This is a genomic window from Ensifer sp. LC384 (genome assembly GCF_001695865.1).
Lineage (GTDB): Bacteria > Pseudomonadota > Alphaproteobacteria > Rhizobiales > Rhizobiaceae > Ensifer.
In genome coordinates this window covers 25,509-42,982 of sequence record NZ_MBST01000035.1, presented here as the reverse complement: position 1 = coordinate 42,982, position 17,474 = coordinate 25,509, and the positions used below count along the sequence as shown (strand labels likewise).

General features: G+C 63.0%; 17 protein-coding genes. 4 read left to right on the top strand and 13 right to left on the bottom strand.

Annotated elements, in window-relative coordinates; genetic code table 11:
* The 7 genes from BC363_RS23765 to phnG form a co-directional block, all read right to left on the bottom strand.
* Window positions 1–521 (bottom strand): DapH/DapD/GlmU-related protein (locus BC363_RS23765; protein WP_065793329.1); only part of this gene is annotated, 521 nt, incomplete at its 3' end.
* The gene (gene phnL, locus BC363_RS23760; RefSeq protein ID WP_025429076.1) at window positions 518–1,225 is read right to left on the bottom strand and encodes a phosphonate C-P lyase system protein PhnL; all 708 of its coding nucleotides are present in this window, start codon (window positions 1,223–1,225) and stop codon (window positions 518–520) included. The genes BC363_RS23765 and phnL, both read right to left, overlap by 4 nt.
* 65 nt (window positions 1,226–1,290) lie before the next feature.
* Window positions 1,291–2,067: a phosphonate C-P lyase system protein PhnK gene (gene phnK, locus BC363_RS23755; RefSeq protein ID WP_065784992.1), complete on the bottom strand. Its 777-nt coding sequence runs from the start codon at window positions 2,065–2,067 to the stop codon at window positions 1,291–1,293.
* On the bottom strand, window positions 2,064–2,942 hold the full coding sequence (locus tag BC363_RS23750) for an alpha-D-ribose 1-methylphosphonate 5-phosphate C-P-lyase PhnJ (protein WP_065784993.1): 879 nt from the start codon (window positions 2,940–2,942) through the stop codon (window positions 2,064–2,066). Before BC363_RS23750 ends, phnK begins: the two co-directional genes overlap by 4 nt.
* A complete protein-coding gene (locus BC363_RS23745) occupies window positions 2,939–4,045 on the bottom strand; it encodes a carbon-phosphorus lyase complex subunit PhnI (RefSeq protein WP_065784994.1) in 1,107 nt (368 codons plus the stop codon). Before BC363_RS23745 ends, BC363_RS23750 begins: the two co-directional genes overlap by 4 nt.
* Before the next feature lie 12 nt (window positions 4,046–4,057).
* Window positions 4,058–4,657 carry a phosphonate C-P lyase system protein PhnH gene (phnH, locus tag BC363_RS23740; protein WP_065784995.1) on the bottom strand — a complete coding sequence of 200 codons (600 nt, stop codon included), beginning with the start codon at window positions 4,655–4,657 and terminating at the stop codon, window positions 4,058–4,060.
* Window positions 4,657–5,124, bottom strand: coding sequence for a phosphonate C-P lyase system protein PhnG (phnG, locus tag BC363_RS23735; RefSeq protein ID WP_065784996.1), 468 nt, complete (start codon window positions 5,122–5,124; stop codon window positions 4,657–4,659). The genes phnH and phnG overlap by 1 nt, the downstream gene beginning before the upstream one ends.
* 90 nt (window positions 5,125–5,214) lie before the next feature.
* On the opposite strand from phnG, the gene phnF reads away from it, so the two are divergent.
* From phnF to BC363_RS23720, 3 genes are all read left to right on the top strand, one after another.
* Window positions 5,215–5,946 carry a phosphonate metabolism transcriptional regulator PhnF gene (gene phnF / locus BC363_RS23730; RefSeq protein WP_141690408.1) on the top strand — a complete coding sequence of 244 codons (732 nt, stop codon included), beginning with the start codon at window positions 5,215–5,217 and terminating at the stop codon, window positions 5,944–5,946.
* A 178-nt stretch (window positions 5,947–6,124) separates the two neighbouring features.
* Entirely contained in the window at window positions 6,125–7,519 is a 1,395-nt protein-coding gene (locus BC363_RS23725) for a selenium-binding family protein (protein ID WP_065784998.1), read from the top strand.
* A gap of 33 nt (window positions 7,520–7,552) precedes the next feature.
* Entirely contained in the window at window positions 7,553–8,179 is a 627-nt protein-coding gene (locus BC363_RS23720; RefSeq protein ID WP_065784999.1) for a hypothetical protein, read from the top strand.
* A 15-nt stretch (window positions 8,180–8,194) separates the two neighbouring features.
* Here BC363_RS23720 and BC363_RS23715 read toward each other — a convergent pair whose 3' ends face one another.
* The 6 genes from BC363_RS23715 to BC363_RS23690 form a co-directional block, all read right to left on the bottom strand.
* Window positions 8,195–8,908 carry a glutathione S-transferase family protein gene (locus BC363_RS23715; RefSeq protein WP_065785000.1) on the bottom strand — a complete coding sequence of 238 codons (714 nt, stop codon included), beginning with the start codon at window positions 8,906–8,908 and terminating at the stop codon, window positions 8,195–8,197.
* Window positions 8,909–8,936: 28 nt separating this feature from the next.
* Complete coding sequence (locus BC363_RS23710; RefSeq protein ID WP_065785001.1) at window positions 8,937–9,518, bottom strand: VOC family protein; 582 nt, start codon at window positions 9,516–9,518, stop codon at window positions 8,937–8,939.
* Window positions 9,519–9,718: 200 nt separating this feature from the next.
* Complete coding sequence (gene scpA / locus BC363_RS23705; RefSeq protein WP_065785002.1) at window positions 9,719–11,857, bottom strand: methylmalonyl-CoA mutase; 2,139 nt, start codon at window positions 11,855–11,857, stop codon at window positions 9,719–9,721.
* Window positions 11,858–12,030: 173 nt separating this feature from the next.
* The gene (locus BC363_RS23700) at window positions 12,031–14,034 is read right to left on the bottom strand and encodes an acetyl/propionyl/methylcrotonyl-CoA carboxylase subunit alpha (protein ID WP_065785003.1); all 2,004 of its coding nucleotides are present in this window, start codon (window positions 14,032–14,034) and stop codon (window positions 12,031–12,033) included.
* A gap of 30 nt (window positions 14,035–14,064) precedes the next feature.
* Entirely contained in the window at window positions 14,065–14,355 is a 291-nt protein-coding gene (locus BC363_RS23695; RefSeq protein ID WP_083223591.1) for a hypothetical protein, read from the bottom strand.
* Between the two features lie 11 nt (window positions 14,356–14,366).
* A complete protein-coding gene (locus BC363_RS23690; protein ID WP_065785004.1) occupies window positions 14,367–15,899 on the bottom strand; it encodes an acyl-CoA carboxylase subunit beta in 1,533 nt (510 codons plus the stop codon).
* A 141-nt stretch (window positions 15,900–16,040) separates the two neighbouring features.
* Between BC363_RS23690 and BC363_RS23685 the strand changes: the two genes are divergently transcribed.
* On the top strand, window positions 16,041–17,459 hold the full coding sequence (locus BC363_RS23685) for an XRE family transcriptional regulator (RefSeq protein WP_065785005.1): 1,419 nt from the start codon (window positions 16,041–16,043) through the stop codon (window positions 17,457–17,459).
* Window positions 17,460–17,474 lie beyond the last annotated feature (15 nt).

Here is a 17,474-nt window from a genome sequence, read left to right as displayed (position 1 = left end):
AGGTTGTCCATGCGTTCGCCAATACCGGCATTGAACCGGTCACGGATGAGCTTGGCAGGCACGCCGCCGACGATCGTATAGGGGGCGACGTCCTTGGAGACGACAGCGCCCGCGCCGATGACGGCCCCATTGCCAACATTGACCCCGGGCAGCAGCGTTGCGCCGTGGCCGATCCAGACGTCGTGGCCGATGGTGACCCGGTTGGACCGGCGCCAGGCGAAGAGATCGTGATCGAGTTCGGAATCGTCCCAATAGTTCGGGGCGCGGTAGGTGAAGTGATGCAGGGTCGCGCGCCAGGTCGGATGGTTGGTGGCGTTGATGCGCACGGCGGCGGCGATGTTGACGAATTTGCCGACCGTCGCGCACCAGATCGAGCCGTCCTGCATGATGTAGGAGTAGTCGCCGAACTCGACCTCTTCCAGGCGCGAACGCTCCTGGACTTCGGTGTAACGGCCAAGCGTCGAGTTGTTGACGCTCGCGGTCGGGTGGATGAAGGGCTCGAGCCCGAGTTTCTGGCTCATGCGGCAGCCTTTCGCGGCGAGAAAGCCGATACGTCGAGGATGCGGTCGGCAACCGCGTCGCGGACTTCCTCATCGTGGAAGATGCCGATCAGTGCCGTTCCCTTCGCTTTCTTCTCGGCGATCATTTCGACGACGACGGCACGGTTTTTCGCGTCGAGAGATGCTGTCGGCTCGTCGAGAAGCAGGATCTTGTGGTCGGTGATGAAGCCGCGGGCGATGTTGACGCGCTGCTGCTCGCCACCGGAGAAGGTTGCTGGTGGCAACGACCACAATTCCTTGGGCAGGTTGAGCTTCGACAGCAGCTCGGCGGCCCGTGCGCGGGCATCTTCCATGGCGACCCCACGCGCCTGCAGCGGCTCGGCGACGATATCGAGTGCGGAGACACGCGGCACGACGCGCAGGAACTGGCTGACATATCCGAGCGTTGCGCGCCGGACTTCAAGCACTGTGCGCGGTTCGGCGGTGGCAAGGTTCACCAGCTTGCCGTCGTGCTCCATCAGGATCTGGCCTTCGTCGACGCCGTAATTGCCGTAGAGCATTTTCAGGATCGAGCTTTTGCCGACGCCGGAGGGGCCGCCGAGCACGACGCATTCGCCTGATTTGACCGAGAAGGAGACGTTGGCGACAACAGGCAGGCGGACGCCGTCACGCAGGTGCATGGTGAAGCTTTTTGCGACTTCGGAAACAACAAGGGGCGTGGCCATGATTCTTACTTTCCTTTGCGCATGATCTTGACCGAAAACCGATTTTCACTTTTCGGGATCATGCGTCATACCTGCAGGATGGAGGAGACGAGGAGTTGGGTATAGGGCTCGCGCGGATCGTCGAGGACGCGGTCCGTCAGGCCCTGCTCGATGACGGCGCCGTCCTTCATCACCATCATGCGATGCGACAGCAGCCGTGCGACGGCGAGATCGTGGGTGACGATGATGGCCGCAAGGCCAAGATCATGCACAAGGCCGCGCACCAGATCGAGCAGGCGCGCCTGGACCGAAACGTCCAAGCCACCGGTCGGCTCGTCCATGAAGACGAGGCGAGGGGAGGTGACGAGGTTGCGGGCTATCTGCAGGCGCTGGCGCATGCCGCCGGAAAAAGCGCGGGGCTGGTCGTCGATGCGGTCGATGCCGATCTCGACCCGCTCGAGCCAGTCGCTGGCGGCGGCACGGATGTGACCGTAGTGCCGGTCGCCGACGGCCATCAGCCGCTCGCCGACATTGGCGCCGGCCGAGACCGTCATCCTAAGGCCGTCGGCCGGGTTCTGGTGGACGAAGCCCCAGTCGGTGCGCATCAGGAAGCGCCGCTCTGCCTCGCCCATGCGCGCGAGGTCTCGGTACTGGCCGTCGCGCATATGGTATTCGACGATGCCCGACGTCGGCATCAGCCGGGTTGAAAGGCAGGACAGAAGCGTCGTCTTGCCCGAGCCGGATTCCCCGACGATCGCCAGCACTTCGCCTGGGAAGAGGTCGAAGGAGACATTCCGGCATCCGGTGCGGCTGCCGTAGAATTTCGAGACATCATTGACTTTAAGAAGCGGTACGGCACTCATTCTGCAGCCTCCTGGCGGGCAAGCATGTGTCCAGCATGGCCGCAGTCGCGGCGGTCTTCGCAATGGTCGGTGTCCGAGCAGACGAACATGCGTCCGCCCCTGTCGTCGAGCACCACTTCGTCAAGGTAGACGTTCTCGGCGCCGCAGAGCGCGCAGGGCTTGTCGAACTTCTGCACCTCGAAGGGATGATCGTCGAAATCGAGGCTGACGACCTCGGTATAGGGCGGAACCGCATAGATGCGCTTCTCGCGGCCGGCGCCGAAAAGCTGAAGCGCTTCCGACATATGCATCTTAGGATTGTCGAACTTCGGCGTCGGTGAGGGATCCATGACATAGCGTCCCTCGACCTTCACCGGATAGGCATAGGTGGTGGCGATGTGGCCGTTGCGGGCAATGTCCTCATAGAGCTTCACATGCATCAGCCCGTATTCTTCGAGCGCGTGCATCTTGCGGGTCTCAGTCTCGCGCGGCTCCAGGAAGCGCAAGGGTTCCGGGATCGGCACCTGATAGACGAGCGTCTGGCCCTCGCGCAGGCCTTCCTCGGGGATGCGGTGGCGCGTCTGGATGATGGTCGCCTCCTTGGTCTTCGTCGTCACGGCGACATCGGCGACCTTCTGGAAGAAGGCGCGGATCGACACGGCGTTGGTGGTGTCGTCGGCACCCTGGTCGATGACCTTCAGCACGTCCTTCGGGCCGAGGATCGAGGCGGTGACCTGCACGCCGCCGGTGCCCCAGCCATAGGGCATCGGCATTTCGCGCGAGGCGAAGGGAACCTGGTAGCCGGGAATGGCGATCGCCTTCAGGATGGCGCGACGGATCATCCGCTTGGTCTGCTCATCCAGATAGGCAAAGTTGTAGGTGGCGAGGTCGGTCATTCGGCGGCCTCCTTCATGCCGTCCTGGCTGCCGGCGCGGGCAGCGTCGTAGTCGCGGCGCATGCGCCGAACGAGGTCGAGTTCAGCCTGGAAATCGACATAATGCGGTAGCTTCAGGTGCTCGACGAAGCCGGTCGCCTGCACGTTGTCCGCATGCGAGATCACGAATTCCTGATCCTGTGCCGGGGCGACGATATCTTCGCTGAATTCGTCGGTGCGCAGCGCCCGGTCGACGAGCGACATCGACATGGCCTTGCGCTCGCTCTGGCCGAAGACGAGGCCGTAGCCGCGGGTGAACTGCGGCGGCTGTTTCGCCGAGCCCATGAACTGGTTGACCATCTGGCATTCGGTCACACGGATGACGCCGAGCGAGACGGCAAAGCCGAGTTCGGGCAGGTCCAACTCAACTTCGACCTCACCGATGCGGACTTCGCCGACAAAGGGATGCGTCCGGCCATAGCCGCGCTGGGTCGAATAGGCGAGCGCCAGCAGGAAACCCTCGTCGCCGCGTGCCAGGGCCTGCAGTCGCAGGTCGCGGGCCATCGGAAACTCCATCGGTTCCCGGGTAAGGTCGCCCATGACGTGGCCCTCAGGCATGCGGCCGTCGCCTTCGATCAGGCCTTCGCCGTCGAGAATGTCCGAGATGCGCATCACATGCTCGCCCGGCTCCTTGACGGCTGGCTGTTCGACCGCCGCGTCATCGATCAGTGAGGGATCGAGCAGACGATGGGTGTAGTCGAAGGTCGGCCCGAGCAATTGTCCGCCGGGCAGGTCCTTGTAGGTGGCCGAGACGCGGCGCTCGACCTTCATCGTCGCGGTGTCGACAGGCTCGGAGTAGCCGAAACGCGGCAACGTCGTGCGGTAGGCGCGCAGGATAAAAATCGCTTCGATCATGTCGCCGCGTGCCTGGCGCACGGCAAGTGCTGCGAGCTCGCGGTCGTAGAGCGAGGCCTCAGCCATGACGCGGTCGACGGCAAGGCCGAGCTGTTCGACGACCTGTTGTATGGTGATCGATGGCAGAGTGCGGTCGCCGCGGCGGCGATCGGCAAGGAGGCGGTGGGCGTTTGCAATGGCGGCTTCGCCGCCCTTCACTGCAACATACATGGGTTATGCCTCCTATCGGACAAGTCTTGATGTGCGCGGCAAGCAGAGGACGCTGTCGCCTGCTGTCAGCACGAGATCGATGCCGCGCGGGAAGATCGCCCGATTGGCGCTCCAGAAGTCGAGGAAGACTTCAGGCAGTCCACGCACTGCGATGGTGATGTCATCCTTGATGCCCGGTCCGCGAGCGACCAGCGGCTTGCCGCCGGTCAGTGCTTCGATCTCGATGACGAGCGTCGTCGAGCGATCCGGATATTCCTGCGTGCCGAGCGAAAACTGGTCGAAGCCGGGGACCGGCGCGCCTTTTTCGACAAAGGCAAAGCGGGCGTCCGTCTTGGTGTTGGTCACGGTCGCGCCGGTGTGGAAGGCGATCCACTGCGGTACGGCGGATTTGGCAAGGGCCGGCGTCAGCCAGACGGCCGTATCGTGATCGCACAGCGTCAGGGCCACGGCCCCGGCAGCCGCGCCCAATGGTGCCGGCGGCATGCTCGACGCCTCCAGGCGGACGATCTGTCCCGGGCGGGCAAACCCGTCCATCAGGCTCTTGAAGACGGACTGGGCGGAAAAGACCGGGTCGGCGAAGGCGCCGGCGTAGATTTGCGATTGGCTGGCCATCAGTCGTCTCCGCGAACCATGGTGAAAAAGTCGACGCGGGTCGCTGCGGTTTCCTCTGCCGTGCGGCGATCTTCCGCCTCAATGCGAGAAGCAATCGCCCGGTGAAGAGCCTGAACGGCGGCGCGGTCGGCTTCACGCTGGAAGAGCGCATCGAAAATGGCGGCAAGGCGCGCACGCTGCTTGTCGGTGCCAAGCAACTGACCATGGCCGATTTCGCCGGTCGAAAGCCGGATCGTTGCGCGCGAAACGGTCGCTTCGCCGAGATTGAAGGCATCGCCGCCGCCGCCGATGCGGCCGCGAACCATGACGAGGCCCGTTTCCGGTCCGCGAACGGGCGAGATATCGGGCTTGTTGGCAAGCGCCTCCCAGGCTGCGTTGAGTTCGTCCGAAGACGCACGGGCCAGCAGCCGCATGCCTTCCTTGCGCGCCAGGTCCGGCGGACTTTCCTGTTTCAGCTTCGCATCCATCACTTTCACCTCAAATGTCTATTGATCTAGACAAGTGCACATCTTATACTTTTCCTTAGCGTCCGCAAATGACAGGCTTGTGACATGGCAATGCGAAAAGTGGTTGAACGGCAGACAGGCGTCGCGCTCTGGCGACAGATCGCTGACCGGATCCGGCTGGCGATCAGCAATGGCGATTACGACGCCGCCGGCATGGTACCGCCCGAAACGGTCCTTGCGGGCGAGTTCGGCGTCAACCGGCATACGGTCAGAAGTGCGCTGGCAGCCCTTGCCGAGGAGGGGCTGGTTCGCGCCGTGCAGGGCCGCGGCACGATGATCGAGCGCAAGGAAAGGGTGAGCTACCCGATCTCGAAGCGCACGCGCTTCTCACAGGGGCTTGGCCGCCAGGTGAAGGAGATCGGCACCCAGCTTATCGGCCATGCCGAGTTGCCGGCGAGCGGCGAGATCGCCGCGGCTCTCGGCATTTCGCCCGGAGCGCGCCTGGTGGAGCTTCGCACCGTCAGCAGCGGCGACGGGCGACCGCTGTCGGTTTCCGCCAGCTATTTTCCCGCCGATCGGTTTCCCCGGATGGCGGAAGAATATGCGCGGCTCGGCTCGGTGACCAAAGCATTCGCCACCCACGGGCTGGACGATTATGTCCGTGTGACGACCGAGTTGGTGGCGCGGCATGCCGATGCCGACGAACTCGCCTTGCTGAAGCTCTCACCCGGCGCGATCGTCATGGAGGCGCAGTCGGTCAACGCCGATCTCGAGGGCCGACCGGTCGAATTTTCCCGTACGCGCTTTGCCGCGGACCGAATGAAGCTGAAGATCGAGACATAAGATAGCGCGACAGGCCGGGGGTAAGCCCAGGACGACGGTCGATGCAATTCCCCAGTGGACGTTTCACTTCTCCTTTCGAGGAAATAAGGCAATATGCCGCATTTCCGACGCGATTTTGCCGCATCACCAAAGCCTGCATCAGGATCCACGCATTGGGAATTCTCCGGGGAGAATGGAAATGGCGACGTGGCGACCCGATCCTTCCTTTTATCCATCACCACGCATGGCGGCCAAGGCTCCAAAGGAAACCGTCGCCTATGTCGCAGCGTTCGATCCCGAGCGAGCGAGGCCGGATGCAATCGCCGTTGTCGATGTCGACCCGACGTCGCCGAGCTATTCGCAAATCGTCGGACAGGTGGACATGCCGAATGTTGGCGACGAACTCCATCATTTCGGCTGGAATGCCTGCTCCTCCTGTCTTTGCCCTAATGCGCCGCACCCGCATGTCGAGCGTCGCTATCTGGTCGTGCCGGGCTTGAGGTCCTCGCGGCTCCACATCCTCGACACCAAGCCCGACCCGCGCAATCCGCAGATCATCCGTGTGATCGAACCTTCGGAAATTGCCGAAAGGGCGAACTATTCGCGATTGCACACCGTCCATTGCGGGCCCGAGGGCATCTACGTCAACGCGCTCGCGGACCGCAACGGCAATGCGCCCGGCGGCATCTTCCTCTTGGATCACCAGAGTTTCGACGTGCTCGGCCAATGGGAAATGGATCGTGGGCCGCAAAAGCTCGCCTATGATTTCTGGTGGCATCTCGGCCACGACACGATGATCACCAGCGAATGGGGGACGCCGGATACCTTCGAGGACGGGCTGGTTCCGGAGGTGCTGCTCGGCTCGAAATACGGCCGCAGACTGCATTTCTGGGATATGAACAAGCGCAAGCACCTGCAGGAGATCGACTTCGGCGAAGAGCACCAGCTCGTCTTCGAACTGCGCCCGGCCCACGATCCGACCAAGGCCTATGGCTTCGTCGGCTGTGTCATCAGCCTAAAGGACCTCTCCGCGTCGATCTGGACCTGGTATCGCGACAAAGACCAATGGGCGGTCAAGAAGGTGATCGAGATCCCGGCGGAGCCCGCCGATCCGGACCTCCTGCCGCCCGTGCTCAAGGGCTTCAGCGCGGTCGCGCCGCTCGTCACCGACATCGACCTGTCGATGGACGATCGGTTCCTCTACGTTTCCTGCTGGGGCACAGGTGACATGATCCAGTATGACGTTTCCGACCCCCTCGCGCCGAAGGAAACGGGCCGGGTACGGATCGGTGGGATCGTTTCGCGCGCGACCCATCCGAAGGCTGCAAACGGCGCGTTGAACGGCGGGCCGCAGATGGTGGAGATCAGCCGGGACGGCAAGCGGGTCTATTTCACCAATTCGCTCTACGGGGCGATCGACCCGCAATTCTATCCCGACGGCATCGACGGGTGGATGGTCAAGCTGGATGTCAATGACGGCGGCGGAATCGCGTTCGACGAGAATTTCTTCGTCGAGTGGCCAAAAGGTCATCGCCCGCATCAGGTTCGCCTCGAAGGCGGGGACTGTTCGTCCGATTCCTACTGTTATCCGTAAGGAGGGTGCGGCCGTGCGGCCCTACCAGGGCGAATGACGACCTTCTGGCCATGGCTTTCGCTTGCGGGGCTTGGCGCCTTTCACGGCTTCAATCCGGCGATGGGCTGGCTCTTCGCCGTGGCGTTGGGGCTTCACCGCCAGAGCCGGCGGATCGTCTGGCTGTCGCTTGTGCCCATTGCGATTGGCCACGCCATTTCCATCGCGACCGTGTTGGCGGTCGTTGTCGCATTCGGCGCGGCCATGGATTTGCACAGCTTCAGGCTTGCCGCCGCCTTGCTCCTTCTCGGCCTCGCTGCTTACGGTGCCCTTTACGGACACAGCCACCGCGTCAGAGTCGGAATGCGAACCGGCATGGCCGGCCTTACGCTCTGGTCCTTCCTGATGGCAACGAGCCACGGGGCGGGTTTGATGCTGGTGCCCGCGGTCCTCAGCCTCTGCCTTGCGGATCACTCCGGCGACCTCGCGATCGCGAGTTCGCTGCCGGTCTCGCTCGCCGCCGTTGCGGTTCATAGCGGGGCAATGCTAGCGGTCACCGCGGCGGTGGCGCTCGCCGTCTTCGAGTGGCTTGGCCTTGCGGCCCTGCGCTCGGCGTGGATCAACTTCGATCGCCTCTGGACACTGGCGCTCGGCGCGACCGGTATCGTCCTTCTTGTTCAATGAACGTAAATCACCGGTCTAGGCGGTCCCTGTCAATTCCTCTTGCCTCTGGGCCTTCACGTAATCGATATAACCGCGAACATCTGCGGCGGGTTCGGAGTAGGCGTTGCCGAGCGATTTCTCGATCGCCGCCATATAGGTCGCCGCCCAGGCCGGCAGGGGATAATCGATCACCGCGAGGAATTCGAGCGTCGCGGCAAGCCTTATGTCGGCAATCGACGGTTTGGTGCCGCCGATGAAGGCTTTCTCGCCCATATAGAACTTGTGGAAGACTTCGAGCGGCTCGGCCAGCGCCTCCGCAGCTTCCTTGCGCGCGTGCTCCTTGGTGTCAGCGTCGGCGTCGCTATAGCCGACTTCGCCCGGATATTGTGGGAACTTGAGCACCGGATAGGTGCCGCGTGCGACATAGGGGTAGAAGGTGCCGATCAGGTAGAACATGGCGCTGTCGATCATCGCACGCGTCTCGGGATCCTTCGGATAGAAGTCGTCGAGCCCGTGTTTGTTGCAGAGATACTGCATGATCGCGCAGCTCTCCCACAGCGCACCCTTGGGCAAATCTGCCGTTTCGATCATCGGCGTCAGGTGCGAAGGTGCCCTCGCCAGATACTCGGCCGAGCGCGTCTGGCCATAGACGTCATGCTCGCTGAAATTGAGGCCTGCGGCGCGAACGAACACACGCGCGGTCAGGTTGTTGACGCTGGGCTTGATGACATTGAGTTTGATTGCAGACATGAGTGATCCTCCCTTTCTGTGCCCGCGCTCAGTACGGATCCCTGGGCGCGCGATCGGTTGACAATGAAGGCCGGCTCCGCGCGATCAGGGCCTCGATCGCATCGGCGAGATGCACTTCGGCAATGGCGTAGTCGCCGCGGGCGACGCGGATCCGGTGTGCGTCCATCAGCACCTCGGCATGTGTGTGGCCGGCCGGCGGCTCGAAGCGATAGGACGCAAGCTCGATCAGCAGGCCAAGCGGGTCTTCGAAATAGATCGAATCCATGAAGCCGCGATCCTTGACGCCGCTGTTGTGGATCTCCCGCTCGTTGAGACGATCGACCGCCTGCTGGAACGTCGCGCGCGAGACGGCGAAGGCGATGTGATGCACGCAGCCGATATCCGTCGATGTCCGCTTCGGATCGGGCTTGCGGGCCTCGTCGGTGAAGACGGTGATCAGGCGGCCATCGCCCGGGTCGAAATAAAGATGGCTTTCCGCCGCCCTGTCGAGGTTCGGTTGCTCGAAGATGAAGGGCATGCCGAGCACGCCCTCCCAGAAGTCGATCGACGTCTGTCGGTCCGCGCCGACGAGCGTGATGTGATGGACCCCTTGCGATTGAAGTTTGCGCATTGCCGTCCTCCCGCAGATTGAACGCCGGCGGCCCTTGGACAACAGTGCGCTCCGCTCGGTTTCAGAAAGCAATATTACACCTGTTTCGACTTCGGCTCTTGCTTGTCGAACACGGGAATGGACTGGAAGGAGCGCTCTTGCGCGCTGCCCCTCCCGTCTTTTGACCAAGGCACCGGCGGAATCCCGGTCGCGATCAGGCTTCAAATGTTCCGCCGCTTGCCTTCGATCAGGTCGAGCACGGCGCGGGCGGCATCGAGCACGTTGGTGCCGGGACCAAAGACGGCGGAAACGCCGTTGTCCATCAGGTATTCGTAATCCTGCCGCGGGATAACACCGCCGCAGATGACGATGATATCTTCGCCACCGCGTTTTTTCAGCGCTTCGGCAAGCTGCGGCATCAGCGTCTTGTGGCCGGCCGCAAGCGACGACACACCGATCACGTTGACCTTGCTGGCAAGTGCCATGTCGGCCGCCTCTTCAGGGGTCTGGAACAGCGGCCCGGCCAGAACGTCGAAGCCGATATCGCCAAAGGCCGAGGCGATCACTTTGGCGCCGCGATCGTGGCCATCCTGGCCGAGTTTCGCCACCATGATTCTGGGCTTGCGGCCGAGTTTTTCCGAGACCTCATCGAGCCGTTCGGTCAGCAACGCAAGTTCAGGCTCGCCCTCATAGGCCTTGCCATAGACCTTGCTGACCACCTTGGGTGTGGCAGCGTGGTCACCGAAGGCCGCGCGCATGGCGTCCGATATCTCGCCGACGGTCGCGCGGGCGCGGGCTGCGTCGACCGCAGCCGCCAGCAGGTTACCTTCGCCGGTACGGGCGAACTCGGTGATTACGGCCAGCGCCTTTGCCACATCCTGCGAATTGCGCCGACGCTTGGTCTCCTCGATCCGGCGGATCTGGGCTGCGCGTACGGCGGTGTTATCGATCTCCAGGATGTCGATCGGTTCTTCGTTGTCGAGCCGGTACTTGTTGACGCCGACGATGACTTCTTCACCCTTGTCGACCGCCGCCTGCCGGCGGGTGGCCGCCTCTTCGATCAGCCGCTTCGGCAGCCCGGCATTGACCGCCTCGGTCATGCCGCCCATCGCCTCGACTTCCTCGATCAGAGCCCAGGCTTTCTCCGCCAGTTCGTTGGTGAGGCTCTCGACATAATAGGAGCCCGCCAGCGGATCGACGACCTTGGTCACGCCCGTCTCATGTTGCAGGATGAGTTGGGTGTTGCGGGCGATGCGCGCCGAAAACTCGGTCGGCAGCGCGATCGCCTCGTCGAAGGAGTTCGTGTGCAGCGACTGGGTGCCGCCAAGGGCTGCCGACATCGCCTCGAAGGCGGTGCGGATGATGTTGTTGTAGGGGTCCTGCTCCTGGAGCGAGACGCCTGATGTCTGGCAATGGGTGCGCAGCATCAGCGATGACGGCTTCTTCGGCTCGAACTCGGTCATGATCCGCGTCCACAAGAGCCGGGCTGCCCGAAGCTTGGCGGCTTCCATGAAGAAGTTCATGCCGATGGCGAAGAAGAAGGAAAGGCGGCCGGCGAACTCGTCGACGTTCAAGCCCTTGGCAAGTGCGGCGCGCACATATTCGCGGCCGTCGGCCAGCGTGAAGGCGAGCTCCTGCACCAGCGTCGCGCCCGCCTCCTGCATGTGATAGCCGGAGATGGAGATCGAGTTGAACTTCGGCATCTCCTTTGCCGTGTACTCGATGATATCGGCAACGATGCGCATCGAGGGTTCCGGCGGGTAGATATAGGTGTTGCGGACCATGAACTCCTTGAGGATGTCGTTCTGGATGGTCCCCGACAGCCTGTCGCGCGAAACGCCCTGTTCTTCGCCAGCGACGATGAAGGAGGCGAGGATCGGGATCACCGCGCCGTTCATCGTCATCGACACCGACATTTCTTCCAGCGGAATGCCGTCGAACAGGATCGTCATGTCCTCGACCGAATCGATCGCCACACCCGCCTTGCCGACGTCGCCCTCGACGCGCGGATGATCGCTGTCGTAACCGCGATGGGTGGCGAGGTCGAAGGCGACCGAAAGGCCCTTCTGGCCGGCCGCGAGGTTCTTGCGATAAAAGGCGTTCGAGGCCTCGGCCGTCGAGAAGCCGGCATATTGCCGGATCGTCCAGGGCCGGCCGGCATACATCGTCGCGCGCGGGCCGCGCAGGAACGGTGCGAAACCCGGCAGGGATTCGAGATGACCGATGCCGGCGAGATCATCCGCGGTATAGAGCGGCTTTACGGCGATACCTTCCGGCGTCTGCCAGGTGAGGCTTTCAGGGCGCGCCTGGAGTTCGCGCTCGGCGAGGGTCTCCCAGTCTTTCACGGTCTTATCGCTCATCGGTAACTCCTTGGCCCAAAGGGCTTCTTCCGGACCTCATCCCTGTGACAGGCACGGGGATCCAGCCACGCGAAGTCCTTCGCGTGAAAGAATGGACTTCATGCGCCGCCAACGCGGCGCTGCTGGATTCCTGTGACGAGCACAGGAATGAGGGCGTGATTGCTCGGCAACCATCATTCGAATTCCATGATCAACTCGTCGACCGCGAGGCTCGCGCCGGCGGCAACGGCGACGCGCTTGACGGTGGCGCGCTTTTCGGCGCGCAGGATGTTTTCCATTTTCATCGCCTCGACGATCGCGAGCGACTGGCCGGCTTCCACCGTGTCGCCGGCCTTGACCGAGACCGAGGTGATGACGCCGGGCATCGGGCAGAGCAGCATCCTGGAGGTGTCCGGCGGCAGCTTCTTCGGCATCAGCTTGGCAAGCTCGGCGACGCGCGGGCTTCTGACCCGGGCGATGACGTCGATGCCGCGCCAGCGCAGTCGGATCGCGGTGCCGGTCAGTTCGACCTTCACGCTCATCGGCTGATTGTCGATGTTGAACGTGGCGAGCGTGCGGCCAGGTGTCCAGTCGCCGGCGATCGAGGCGGACGTGCCGTCTTCGAAGCGGACGTATGCGCCGTCGGCCGATGCACCCGATGTCAGCGGAAAGTCCATGTCGGCCAGAGTGACGACCCAATCGTTGCCGACGATCCGGCGATGATTGCCGATGGTGCCGGAAATCTGGCTGGCGCGCTCCTGCAGGACCTGGTTGATCGAAACGGCGACGGCCGCCAGCTTGCGCGCCGACGCTTCGCCCGGCGTCACGCCATGAAAGCCGTCGGCGAATTCCTCGGCGATATAGGCGGTCGTCAGGCGGCCGTCGCGGAAGCGCTGCTGTTGCATCACGGCGGAGAGGAAGGGCAGGTTGTGACCGATGCCTTCGACCTCGAACTGGTCGAGTGCGCCCGCCATGGCCCCGACCGCTGTCAGCCGGTCCGGTCCCCAGGTGCAGAGCTTGGCGATCATCGGATCGTAGTACATCGAGATCTCGCCCCCCTCGAAGACGCCGGTGTCGTTACGCGTCACCGTGCCGTCGTCATTCGCACCTTCGGCCGGCGGCCGGTAGCGCGTCAGCCTGCCGATCGAGGGCAGGAAGTTGCGATAGGGATCTTCGGCATAGAGGCGGCTCTCGATCGCCCAGCCGTTGAGTTTCACGTCCGCCTGGCCGAAGGCGAGCTTCTCGCCGGCTGCAACGCGGATCATCTGCTCGACAAGATCAAGGCCGGTTACGAGTTCGGTGACCGGGTGTTCGACCTGCAGGCGGGTATTCATCTCGAGGAAATAGAAGTTGCGATTGCCGTCGACGATGAACTCGACCGTGCCGGCCGAGTGGTAACCGACGGCCTTTGCCAGCGCCACGGCCTGCTCGCCCATGGCCTTGCGGGTGGCGGCATCCAGGAACGGCGAGGGGGCTTCCTCGATGACCTTCTGGTTGCGGCGCTGGATCGAGCATTCACGCTCGCCGAGATAAAGCGTGTTGCCGTGCTTGTCGCCAAGCACCTGGATCTCGATATGGCGCGGTTCGGTCACGAATTTTTCGATGAAGATGCGGTCGTCGCCGAACGAGTTCTTTGCCTCGTTCTTCGATGACTGGAAGCCTTCCCGCGCTTCCTGGTCGTTCCAGGCGATGCGCATGCCCTTGCCGCCGCCGCCGGCCGATGCCTTGATCATCACGGGATAACCGATCGAACCCGAGATCTTCACGGCCTCCTCGGCATCGGCGATCAGGCCCATGTGACCGGGCACGGTGGAGACGCCGGCTTCGGCCGCAAGCTTCTTGGAGGTGATCTTGTCGCCCATCGCCTGGATCGCTCCGACCGGCGGGCCGATGAAGGCCACGCCTTCCTTCTCCAGTGCCTCGGCGAAGGCGGCATTTTCCGAGAGGAAGCCATAACCCGGATGGACGGCATCTGCTCCGGTGCTGCGGACCGCCGCGATAATCTTGTCGATGACGATATAGGACTGCGCCGAGGGCGAAGGACCGATATGGACTGCCTCGTCGGCCATGCGCACATGCATGGCGTCGCGGTCGGCGTCGGAATAGACGGCGACGGTGGGGATGCCCAGTTTCTTCGCGCTCTTGATGACGCGGCAGGCGATCTCGCCACGGTTGGCGATGAGGATCTTCGTGAACATGCGTTTCTCTTTCAAATCCTTGGTGTCGCGTCAGCGTTTGAATTTGCGCCGGTAGGGCAGGAGCGCGATGGACGATGCCGCAACAGCGCCGCCGAAGAGCAGCGCAAAGGGCACGACGACCATGGCCGTGGCGAGTATGGGGCTGGTGGAGCGGGCGATATGGGTGCCGACGGCGCCGATGTTGAGCCAGATCAGCACGCCGGCGACGGTTGCCCCGGTGGCCATGCCGTAGAGCGCGTTGACCGCCAGGTAACGCAGCATCTCGCGATGGTCGCGTCGGGCCTCCTCCGGTGTCATGATGCGTTCGCGTTCCGGCTCCATGGTTGCCTCCATCACAGCGGGATCGTGTCGTGCTTGCGCCAGCGGAGATCGACCTGCTTGTTGCGAAGCGAGGCGAAGGCGCGGGCGATGCGACGGCGCGAGGAATGCGGCATGATCACCTCATCGATGAAGCCACGTTCCGCGGCGACGAACGGGTTGGCGAAGCGCTCCTCGTATTCCTGCGTGCGCGCCGCGATCTTCTCGGCGTCGCCAAGTTCGGATCGGTAGAGGATTTCGGTTGCCCCCTTGGCGCCCATGACGGCGATTTCGGCCGTCGGCCAGGCATAGTTGACGTCTGCGCCGATATGCTTGGAGGCCATGACGTCATAGGCGCCGCCATAGGCTTTTCGCGTGATCAGCGTCACCATCGGCACGGTTGCCTGGCTATAGGCGAAGAGCAGCTTGGCGCCGTGCTTGATGACGCCGCCATACTCCTGGGCGGTGCCGGGCAGGAAGCCGGGCACGTCGACGAGGGTCAGGATCGGAATCGAAAAGGCATCGCAGAACCGGACGAAGCGGGCTGCCTTGCGCGAACTGTCGATATCGAGGCAGCCGGCAAGCACCATCGGCTGGTTTGCGACGACGCCGACGGTCTGGCCTTCCATGCGGATGAAGCCGGTGACGATGTTGCGCGCGAAACTCTGCTGCAGCTCGAAGAAGTCGCCCTCGTCGGCAAGCGCGAAGATCAGCTCCTTCATGTCGTAGGGCTTGGCCGCGCTGTCGGGGATGAGGCTGTCCAGCCGCCGTTCCAGCCGCGACGGGTCATCGTGGAATGGCCGGACCGGCGGTTTTTCGCGATTGTTGAGCGGCAGGAAATCGAAGAGCAGGCGTACATGCTCCAGCGTCTCGATGTCGTTTTCATAGGCCGCATCGGCGACGGAGGACTTTTTCGTGTGTGTGCCGGCGCCGCCAAGCTCTTCCGCCGTGACGATCTCGTTGGTGACGGTTTTCACCACGTCGGGACCGGTGACGAACATGTAGGATGAGTCGCGCACCATGAAGATGAAGTCGGTCATCGCCGGCGAATAGACGGCGCCGCCGGCGCAGGGGCCCATGATCACCGAGATCTGCGGGATGACGCCCGATGCCTCGGCGTTGCGGCGGAAGACTTCGGCATAGCCGGCGAGCGACGCAACGCCTTCTTGAATACGAGCGCCGCCCGAATCGTTAAGCCCGATCACGGGGGCGCCGTTGCGCACTGCCATGTCCATGATCTTGCAGATTTTCTGGGCGTGGGTTTCAGACAGTGACCCGCCAAGCACGGTGAAGTCCTGGGAGAACACATAGACCTGCCGGCCGTTGATCGTGCCCCAACCGGTGACGACACCGTCGCCGGCAACTTTCTGGCTGTCCATGCCGAAGTCGACGCAGCGATGCGTGACATACATGTCGTACTCTTCGAAGGAATCTTCATCGAGCAGAACCTCGATGCGTTCGCGCGCCGTCAGCTTGCCTTTGCCGTGCTGCGCGTCGATGCGCCGCTGGCCGCCGCCGGCCCTTGCCTCCGCCCGGCGAGCTTCGACCTGTTCAAGTATGGCGCGCATAAATCCCTCCCGGTTTTTCCGTGATTGTGCAGAGGCGTTTGTCGCTTCGCAATAGCGTCGAAGGTCGGATGGTAAAACGCCCGTTCATGTGCAAATGTGAAATAGAGAATATTGCGAAATGTAAATTGCAAAGTTGCGAACATGGCGATCGGCAAACTCTATATCGGCCGCAAGGTCAGGGAACTTCGGGACGCAAACCGGGCAACGCAGGGACAATTTGCCGAGCGCATCGGCATCTCCACCAGCTACCTCAACCAGATCGAGAACAACCAGCGGCCCGTCTCGGCTTCGGTCCTTCTGGCGCTTGCCGAAAAGTTCCAGATCGATATCGCCGAACTTTCAACCGGTGAGGGCGACAGGCTGCTCTCCGCCCTGTCGGAAGCGCTGAGCGATCCGCTGTTTGAGACCTATTCGCCGAGCCTGCAGGAACTGAAGCTGATCACCCAGAACGCGCCGGGTCTGGCGCACGCTTTGATCAGCTGCCATCAGGCCTATCGTCGCAACAGCGAGCAGCTTGCCAGTATCGACGATACCATCGGCCGTGGCGGGCCCTCGATGGAAACGACGCCCTATGAAGAAGTTCGCGACTTCTTCCACTTTGTCGACAACTATATCCACGACATCGATCGTCTCGCCGAGCGGCTTGCTGGCGAACTCGGGCTTGGCGAGGGCGACAACCATGCGGCGCTGGCAGCCTATCTCGAGCAGCGTCACGGCGTGCGCGTGTTGCGGGGCGCGGCTGGTGACGAGGCGATCCGGCGCTATGATCCGCGCGCGCGCCTGCTGACGCTGAACCCTTATGCGCCCGCCGCGACACGCGACTTCCAGATCGCGCTCCAGATCGCCCAGCTCCACGCCCGGGAAGAGATCGACCGGGTTGCCGGCGGCGCTGGTTTCCGCACCGAAGAGGCCTACGAGATCTGTCGCATCGGGCTGCAGAATTATTTCGCCGGTGCGCTGATCCTGCCCTACCAGGCCTTTCACAAGGCGGCGCGTGAACTCAGGCATGATATCGAGCTGCTGGCGGCGCGCTTCGGTGCGTCGCTGGAGCAGGTCTGTCACCGCCTGTCGACGCTGCAGCGCCCGGGGCAGAAGGGTGTGCCGATCTTCTTCGCCCGCATCGACCGGGCCGGCAACATCACCAAGCGCCATAGTGCGGCCAAGCTGCAGTTTGCCCGTTTCGGCGCCGCCTGTCCGCTCTGGAATGTGCATCAGGCGTTCGAGACGCCCGGCCGCATCATTCGCCAGCTCGCCGAGACGCCCGATGGTGTGCGCTATCTCTGCCTTGCGACACAGATCACCAAGGGCGGCGGCGGCTTCCGCGCGGCACAGCCGCGTTATGCCTTGGCGCTCGGTTGCGAGATCTCCTATGCCGACGCCTTCGTTTATGCCGACGATCTCGATCTCGGCAACCGCGCAGCGTTTGATCCGATCGGCATTTCCTGCCGGATCTGCGAGCGCACGAAATGCGCCAGCCGTGCCGTGCCGCCGTTGAAGCGAAAGCTGATCGTCGACCATGACTTGCGCGGCGCTCTGCCGTATCGTCTGAGTGAGAGCTAATGGAGTTTGGCAGGC

What these genes read in the sequence shown, in the direction of transcription:
- phnL (WP_025429076.1), bottom strand. Translation starts at nt 1,225, where the DNA reads ATGGCCACGCCCCTTGTTGTTTCCGAAGTCGCAAAAAGCTTCACCATG.
- phnK (WP_065784992.1), bottom strand. Translation starts at nt 2,067, where the DNA reads ATGAGTGCCGTACCGCTTCTTAAAGTCAATGATGTCTCGAAATTCTAC.
- BC363_RS23750 (WP_065784993.1), bottom strand. Translation starts at nt 2,942, where the DNA reads ATGACCGACCTCGCCACCTACAACTTTGCCTATCTGGATGAGCAGACC.
- BC363_RS23745 (WP_065784994.1), bottom strand. Translation starts at nt 4,045, where the DNA reads ATGTATGTTGCAGTGAAGGGCGGCGAAGCCGCCATTGCAAACGCCCAC.
- phnH (WP_065784995.1), bottom strand. Translation starts at nt 4,657, where the DNA reads ATGGCCAGCCAATCGCAAATCTACGCCGGCGCCTTCGCCGACCCGGTC.
- phnG (WP_065784996.1), bottom strand. Translation starts at nt 5,124, where the DNA reads ATGGATGCGAAGCTGAAACAGGAAAGTCCGCCGGACCTGGCGCGCAAG.
- phnF (WP_141690408.1), top strand. Translation starts at nt 5,215, where the DNA reads ATGCGAAAAGTGGTTGAACGGCAGACAGGCGTCGCGCTCTGGCGACAG.
- BC363_RS23725 (WP_065784998.1), top strand. Translation starts at nt 6,125, where the DNA reads ATGGCGACGTGGCGACCCGATCCTTCCTTTTATCCATCACCACGCATG.
- BC363_RS23720 (WP_065784999.1), top strand. Translation starts at nt 7,553, where the DNA reads ATGACGACCTTCTGGCCATGGCTTTCGCTTGCGGGGCTTGGCGCCTTT.
- BC363_RS23715 (WP_065785000.1), bottom strand. Translation starts at nt 8,908, where the DNA reads ATGTCTGCAATCAAACTCAATGTCATCAAGCCCAGCGTCAACAACCTG.
- BC363_RS23710 (WP_065785001.1), bottom strand. Translation starts at nt 9,518, where the DNA reads ATGCGCAAACTTCAATCGCAAGGGGTCCATCACATCACGCTCGTCGGC.
- scpA (WP_065785002.1), bottom strand. Translation starts at nt 11,857, where the DNA reads ATGAGCGATAAGACCGTGAAAGACTGGGAGACCCTCGCCGAGCGCGAA.
- BC363_RS23700 (WP_065785003.1), bottom strand. Translation starts at nt 14,034, where the DNA reads ATGTTCACGAAGATCCTCATCGCCAACCGTGGCGAGATCGCCTGCCGC.
- BC363_RS23695 (WP_083223591.1), bottom strand. Translation starts at nt 14,355, where the DNA reads ATGGAGCCGGAACGCGAACGCATCATGACACCGGAGGAGGCCCGACGC.
- BC363_RS23690 (WP_065785004.1), bottom strand. Translation starts at nt 15,899, where the DNA reads ATGCGCGCCATACTTGAACAGGTCGAAGCTCGCCGGGCGGAGGCAAGG.
- BC363_RS23685 (WP_065785005.1), top strand. Translation starts at nt 16,041, where the DNA reads ATGGCGATCGGCAAACTCTATATCGGCCGCAAGGTCAGGGAACTTCGG.